The following is a 6774-nucleotide window of genomic DNA, read 5'->3' as shown; positions in this document are numbered from 1 at the left end:
CCTGATATTCGGATAAATCCGAGGTTCTTTGCGTTGTGGTTCCCCGCTTTAGTTCCCGGGATATCGTTGATTTATGGTGGCCAATCGCCTCCGCAATGGCCTGCATGGACTTGCCTTCTTGCCGAAGGGCTTGAATCTGTCCTCGATCAAATGCCGAAAGATGAGAAAAACACCGCTTTTCTGTGGTACCATGGGAAGTGGTCATCGTTATTCCTCCTGTTATGTTGGGTTTTGGTCAACTTCATCATAACGGAATAACGATGGCTTTAGCTATACCTTTAACTATGCCTTTAGCTGTTGCATTTAATTTTACAATCAAGCCCTTTCTTTCAATCTAAAAATATCTTCTCTTAATGAAAGAAAGATTATACCTAAAAAAATAAAAACCTCTTCCCGGTGAAAAGGTTTTTATCATGCTTCATTGGTTTCTTTACTGGTATGTTCTTCGTCTTTTTCTTCCTGTTCGAGGCAGCGGTGGCACACGCCGTGAAAGGTAAGACGATGATCCTTGATTTTAAAGTTCCAGTTCGATTCCACTACTTTTTCAACGTCACCCAGAAGATCTTCCTGGATTTCATCAACCGATCCACATTCAATACAGACGAGATGGTGATGAAAATGGTCGGCCCCCTCTTTGCGCAGGTCGTACCTTGATACGCCGTCGCCAAAATTAATTTTATCGACGACCTCCAGCTCATTGAGTAGTTCCAATGTGCGATATACAGTGGCAAGCCCAATCTCAGGGGCTTTTTCTTTTACAAGCAGATAGACGTCTTCTGCACTTAGGTGATCTTTCTCATTTTCCAGAAGTACACGGACTGTCGCTTCCCGCTGAGGTGTTAGTTTGTAACTTTGAGAATGAAGTTGTTTTTTGATTCGATCAATGCGCTGTTCCATCATGAACCTCCCTCTTCCATCAACTATAATAAATTATAGGGATTTTCGAGAAAGGTGTCAATTGATAATGATAACAAAAATTACTTTATATTAATTATTAAATGATATTAATTATCATTGGATCCAGCTTAACACACTTTTTATCAAAACCGGGGAAATGTACCCTTCTACAGCTGCCGCACCACATATACCGATAAGCAGACACCCCGCTGCCGCTGCCGATTTCAACAGCACCCGGGGGACATGCACCGATTTTTTTCTCTGGAAAAGATGTTTAATCATGCTTAATGAAATACTAATCGACACAACCGCCATAATAATATAAGAGGGTATAATAATCATATTCTGCAAAAAGATAGATGTGAATGCGAGAAAGAAACCTCCGCTTCCCATCTGCTGCACGAGAAAGCCGATAGTAAAGCCGGATACCACCCCTTTTAAAAATAAGAGGATCAAAATGAAAGGAACACCGGCTACAGACAACCCGAGCACCCACATGAGCATCAAATAACCGGCATGACGGGACAGACTCTGAAGGAATATATGATGCGGAGCCATATCTGCTCCTTCCTGGAACTGGGAAAAGAATTGGCTGACAAAGCCATTCAAATCACTTTTCAACTCCATGGCAAGGCTGTTTACGAGAATGGCGCCGAACATAACACCCATAAATAGCAATACGATGGAAAACCAGTACAGGGAACGATATTCCATCCAGTGTCTGCGGAAATAAAGATGCAACGATTCTATCATAAAAGAAAGAGCCTCCCTGCTTTTCGGACCTGTTTTACTCTATGACGAGAGAAACTCTTCTATTACCCATTCTATTATTTACTACCGGCTGAGCATGAGATGCTGCACTGCGTACATTGTTTTGGCGTCATGAATTTTTTCTTCCCTGATGAACTGCTGTGCTTCTTCAAGTGATACTTCCACCAATTCTACAAATTCATCCTCATCGGTTGATGTCTGCCCTTTGGTAACCCGGTCTGCTTCATAAAGATGAATGATTTCATCTGCAAATCCGGGAGAGGTATAGAAAGAAGCTGTTTTTTTCAATCCATGTGCACGATATCCTGTTTCTTCTTCCAGTTCTCTGAAAGCGGACATTTCAGGATCTTCCCCCGGCTCCAGTTTTCCAGCAGGTATTTCAAACAGTTCTTTCTCCAGTGCTTTCCGGTACTGCCGCACTAAAATGATTTTACCGGAGGGCGTACGTGCTATCACGGCTACCGCGCCGGGATGATTTACTACTTCACGCTTCCCTGTGCGGCCGTCCGGAAGCTGTACCTCATGGACCCGGACATCAATAATCTTTCCGTTATAAATTGATTCTTTATGTAGTGTTTTTTCTTCATAATCCATCTTTTCTTACCTCCTGTTTTCGTAAAATGTAAGCAAGCGGCGCCAGAACTCCCTTTATAAAATCAGGATCGCTGGTAACACCGGTCCCCATGGAAATGACCTTTTTTCCGTTTGACTGGTACCACTCAAGCCAGTTCTCGCACCAACTGTCGATATTCTCTTCAGCTATTATCACATGTTCCTTCGTATACAGGGGGGGAAGCTGCTGTTTTACGTATGCCCTTTTTTGTCCTTCCATACTCGGAAGTACAAGAGTGGACCGGGCATACGTAAAAGAGTGGAGCGGAGTGAGCGTATGATAGCTGAGCCCGTAATGGCGTTCTCTCGTTGTATGAAAAGAAAGACGGGGAACCCAGAACGGCATACCTTCCAGGGAACCAATCAAATTGGCCCACTCAGCGAGTGCCATGCCGCTGAATCCATAAGGTGTATTGGTTCCTGTGGTTCCGGGTCCCATAGACAGAATCAGCAGGTCGACTCTTTTCTTGAGGACAAGCCACTGCATTGCATTTACTACATTGACCGCCTCCATGCAGCCGCCAAAAGCCTGGCCTGCCGTCACCACCCATACGTTACTGCGCTGTTTCCACTCCATCATATGATCACTCAGCCCGGCGGCAAGAGATGCTTCATCCGAAAGTACCACCCCGATATTAAGCCTATCATTCTCCATCGAAACGGCACCAAGTAGAATCGGCAGCATACTATGAAGTTCGGCCAGGAGAACGGGAAACTGCTTCAAGGAAAACGACTGCTGGAAAATACCATAATCCGGATGATGCGGATCATCTACGGAATGTACACTGTGCTGAAACGGCGTGTAACGAGCTTTCATAATATGACCACGCCCAGGGAGTATATAGTTGTCATGCTCGGTCGACAAGACAATATCCCATCCCCCGGTGCCAAGACGAAGAACCTCTGCTGTTGTATTGACTTTTACGTATTCCCCTTTCTTCACAGGAGGGAAGGAACATAAATACAAGTAGGCCCTGCCTGACCCACCATCTGTTTTTAATTTCTGGTAATCTGTGTTTTTTTCCAGAACATCGATGACCTTTACCGTGAGTGCCTTGTACAAGATGCATCACCCCGGTATTACTATACGTGATGCCCAGCTGTATATTCCCATCATTTTCCGAACCGGCTACAGTTCATTTTCCACCAGTTTCTTGAGATCATCCAATTCCACCTGTCCTACCGTTTTGTCCACAATCGTTCGATCACGTCCAATAATATACGTTGTCGGAAGCCGTTGGACATTGTAAAGTTCAGCCACTTCCCCATCTTCGTCAATCATTGCTGGTGAACGACTCATATTATAGGTATCAACAAAGCTTTCCGGGTCATCCTGATTCCGCTCAAATGAATTCATATTGACTGTCAGTACAGTAACTCCCCTCTCGCGGTAGGATTCTTGAAATTCCATCAAAGCCGGGATTTCTTCGGTACAGGGCTTGCACCAGGAGGCCCACATATTTAAAACAATGACATCTCCTTCATATTGGGACAAACTGCCCTCCTCCCCATTATACATTGGAAGTTCAAATCGCGGGGCCGCTTCACCGATACCGGCACCAACTTTTTGAAAAGAAATACTGGAAAACAATACGTAGGCAACCGCCAAAACAGAAACCCCAAGCACAAGCATAGTAATGTATTTACGCTGCAGCATCTCTTCTTCATCCTCCATTTCTATCTTACTGCTGATCCCCGCCTCTATTTTACTAGCATTCCTTTCACATTCCTATCATAGGAATGTGACTGGGATTTGACGATTGACTGCCACTTAATTTTACCTTTCCTGTTTCATGATGTTCTGCTAAACTAACAATGGATTATTTCGGGAATGTAACCTGTAAGGAGTGGAATCTATGAGTGTACTCGAAGCACTTATTTTTGGCATCGTACAAGGAATTTCAGAATTCCTGCCTATATCAAGCACCGCCCACATTATTATTGCCCAGTTTCTTTTTGGCCGTACGTTTTCCGGTCTGTCATTTGAAGTCATTCTCCATCTCGGTTCCATCGTTGCAGTTGTGCTGTACTTCCGGCGTGACTGTATCCAGTTAACCCGGACTTTTTTTCGTTACATAAAGGAAAGGCGTTCCATGGATAGACCCGAATTTTTCTTCGGTCTTTACATTATAACAGCTACCTTCATCACTGGATTTCTCGGCATTTTGCTCGAAGACGTCCTGGCCGGCACCATGAAGACTCCTCTTTTTATTGCTGCGGCTTTAACATTAACCGGTGTCTTTCTCATTTTGATTGAAAGAGTCCATGAAATAGGAAACCGAACCGAAACAGAGATGACGTTTATGGACAGCATTATTGTTGGACTTGCCCAGACGATTGCCGTCATCCCAGGCATTTCCCGTTCCGGCAGCACGTTGATTGCTGCTTTGTATGCCGGACTGAACCGTAAAACAGCGGTCCGTTACTCGTTTTTACTTTCTATTCCGGTTATTGCCGGCTCTTCTGTTCTTGCCTTTGAAGACTTGACGGTCGGAGGGATGGCTTCCATAGGTACAATGCCGCTTGCGATTGCCTTTTTGGCTTCTTTTGTCACATCCTGGATCGGCATCGTCTGGTTGATTAACTTTCTCAACAGCGGAAGGCTGCTCTATTTTGCTCTGTACTGCTTCGCCCTGGCCATTGTGACCATTACGTTTATTGACAACATCCCGTCCACACCAGGAGGTTGAGATGTAACAGGAAGCAGCTTTTATTAAGATTAGATCAGCGAAGAAAGATCCCGAATGACGACACGCATTCGGGATCTTTCTTCTGGAACCATTCCAAGTCCTCTTCTTCGTTTGTTACCATTAATGATTCTGCAGCCCGGGACCTGGGTGTACCGGCTGGGAGTCAAGCTTTTGGAGCCGGTCGGAATGTTTCATGAAATAAAAACGGATACTGTCGACAAGTGCCTGCCAGCTGGCTTCCACAAGGTTTCCGGAAACACCAATGGTACTCCACGTTTCTTTTCCGTCCGATGACTCTATCAATACGCGGACAGTCGAAGCAGTTGCTTCCGCTTCGTCAAGTACGCGGACTTTATAGTCTGACAGATACATTTCGTGCACGAGCGGATAAAATTCGCCTATCGTTTTGCGGAGGGCAAAATCGAGTGCATTGACAGGACCATTCCCTTCAGCAGCTGTCATTACTTTTTCTCCGTGTATATCCATTTTAACGAGTGCTTCTGTACTAATGGCGCCCTGCTTCTCTTTTTCGGCAATAATCTTAAAATGATCAAGGTGGAAATAGTCATGATTTTCACCGAGTCCATTTCGTATTAAAAGCTCAAAAGATGCTTCCGCTGCTTCATACTGGTAGCCTTTGTGCTCCATCTGTTTCATTTTTTCCATGATATCTTTCACAGCAGGGTCTGTTTTATCCAGCGGAATACCGAGTTCTTCTGCCTTGAACATCAGATTGCTCTGTCCGGACAGTTCAGAAACAAGAACTCTCCGTTCATTACCGATTGTTTCCGGTTCAATATGTTCGTAGGTTTCAGGATGTTTCAATACTGCACTGACATGCATGCCGCCTTTATGAGCAAACGCACTTTTGCCGGTGAAAGGCTGACTGTCCGGCGGTGTCTGATTGGCAAGCTCATGAACATATACAGCTGTTTCCGTAAGCTGGGAGATTTTCTCATCATCCAGACAGGGAATTCCCATTTTCAACTGAAGGTTCGGAATAATGGAAATAAGGTTGGCATTGCCGCATCGCTCCCCGTATCCATTGATGGTTCCCTGAACATGTCCGGCCCCTGCTTTTACAGCTTCGAGAGTATTGGCTACTGCAAGCTCGCCATCATTATGGCAGTGAATCCCTGTGGAAATAGTAGTACGGGCATGTACGATGTCCAGAATGCCGGCGATTTCCGAAGGCAGAGATCCTCCATTCGTGTCACAGAGAACAAGACAATCGGCTCCTGCTTCCTCTGCCGCTGTGAGCGCCTTGAGGGCATAGTCCTGATTATGTTTGTACCCATCAAAAAAATGTTCAGCATCAAATATGACTTCCAATCCTTTTTCTTTCAGAAAACGGACAGAATCATAAATCATGGAAATATTCTCATCGAGAGAGGTCTGCAGTGCTTTCTCGACATGGAAGTCCCATGCTTTACCAAATATCGCTACTGCTTCCACTTCACTTTCCAGTATTTTTTGAAGATTGGGATCATTCTCCGCTTTCACTCCGGGTTTTCTCGTACTGCCAAAAGCAGTAATGACCGCTGATTGAAGCGATAATTTTTTTGCTTCTTCAAAAAAATTCATATCTTTTGGATTGCTTCCCGGCCAGCCGCCTTCAATGTACTTCACACCGAGTTGGTCAAGTTTCCAGGCTATTTTCAGTTTATCGTCCACCGACAAGCTGATTCCTTCCCCCTGCGTACCGTCGCGCAGTGTTGTGTCATATAGTTTCACTTGAGAAACCACAAAGCATCCCTCCCTTGGCGTGCTGTGTTCATCAGATAATACTTGTCAAATCATAACC

The 6774-nt window shown here is 44.9% G+C and carries 8 protein-coding genes; 1 reads left to right on the top strand and 7 read right to left on the bottom strand.

What is annotated here, in order from left to right; genetic code table 11:
* The 6 genes from BM058_RS04745 to BM058_RS04720 all read right to left on the bottom strand — a co-directional run.
* On the bottom strand, positions 1-205 hold a 205-nt coding region (locus BM058_RS04745), incomplete at its 3' end, for a helix-turn-helix domain-containing protein (RefSeq protein ID WP_143082976.1).
* Positions 206-411: 206 nt separating this feature from the next.
* Positions 412-897, bottom strand: a complete 486-nt coding sequence (gene fur, locus BM058_RS04740) for a ferric iron uptake transcriptional regulator (protein ID WP_090925887.1) — start codon at positions 895-897, stop codon at positions 412-414.
* Between the two features lie 114 nt (positions 898-1011).
* Positions 1012-1650 (bottom strand): stage II sporulation protein M, encoded by a 639-nt coding sequence (gene spoIIM, locus BM058_RS04735; RefSeq protein WP_090925860.1) that lies wholly within the window; start codon positions 1648-1650, stop codon positions 1012-1014.
* A gap of 81 nt (positions 1651-1731) precedes the next feature.
* Entirely contained in the window at positions 1732-2262 is a 531-nt protein-coding gene (locus BM058_RS04730; protein WP_090925859.1) for an NUDIX hydrolase, read from the bottom strand.
* Positions 2252-3343 carry a DUF3866 family protein gene (locus tag BM058_RS04725; protein WP_177195434.1) on the bottom strand — a complete coding sequence of 364 codons (1092 nt, stop codon included), beginning with the start codon at positions 3341-3343 and terminating at the stop codon, positions 2252-2254. The genes BM058_RS04730 and BM058_RS04725 overlap by 11 nt, the downstream gene beginning before the upstream one ends.
* A gap of 66 nt (positions 3344-3409) precedes the next feature.
* Positions 3410-3955 carry a TlpA family protein disulfide reductase gene (locus BM058_RS04720; protein WP_090925857.1) on the bottom strand — a complete coding sequence of 182 codons (546 nt, stop codon included), beginning with the start codon at positions 3953-3955 and terminating at the stop codon, positions 3410-3412.
* 181 nt (positions 3956-4136) lie between these two features.
* Between BM058_RS04720 and BM058_RS04715 the strand changes: the two genes are divergently transcribed.
* Positions 4137-4970, top strand: coding sequence for an undecaprenyl-diphosphate phosphatase (locus BM058_RS04715; protein WP_090925856.1), 834 nt, complete (start codon positions 4137-4139; stop codon positions 4968-4970).
* A gap of 120 nt (positions 4971-5090) precedes the next feature.
* Here the strand turns inward: BM058_RS04715 and cimA are convergent, their stop codons facing one another.
* Positions 5091-6716, bottom strand: coding sequence for a citramalate synthase (cimA, locus tag BM058_RS04710; RefSeq protein ID WP_090925855.1), 1626 nt, complete (start codon positions 6714-6716; stop codon positions 5091-5093).
* Between the last annotated feature and the right edge of the window lie 58 nt (positions 6717-6774).

It is taken from the genome of Salibacterium qingdaonense (genome assembly GCF_900114715.1).
Lineage (GTDB): Bacteria > Bacillota > Bacilli > Bacillales > Marinococcaceae > Salibacterium > Salibacterium qingdaonense.
The sequence above is the reverse complement of the archived record's forward strand: the minus strand, read 5'-3'. Positions and strand labels throughout refer to the sequence as shown.

Excerpts from the sequence above, each read along its gene's own strand:
- BM058_RS04730 (WP_090925859.1), bottom strand. The coding sequence starts at position 2,262 with ATGGATTATGAAGAAAAAACACTACATAAAGAATCAATTTATAACGGA.
- spoIIM (WP_090925860.1), bottom strand. The coding sequence starts at position 1,650 with ATGATAGAATCGTTGCATCTTTATTTCCGCAGACACTGGATGGAATAT.
- BM058_RS04715 (WP_090925856.1), top strand. The coding sequence starts at position 4,137 with ATGAGTGTACTCGAAGCACTTATTTTTGGCATCGTACAAGGAATTTCA.
- BM058_RS04720 (WP_090925857.1), bottom strand. The coding sequence starts at position 3,955 with ATGGAGGATGAAGAAGAGATGCTGCAGCGTAAATACATTACTATGCTT.
- fur (WP_090925887.1), bottom strand. The coding sequence starts at position 897 with ATGGAACAGCGCATTGATCGAATCAAAAAACAACTTCATTCTCAAAGT.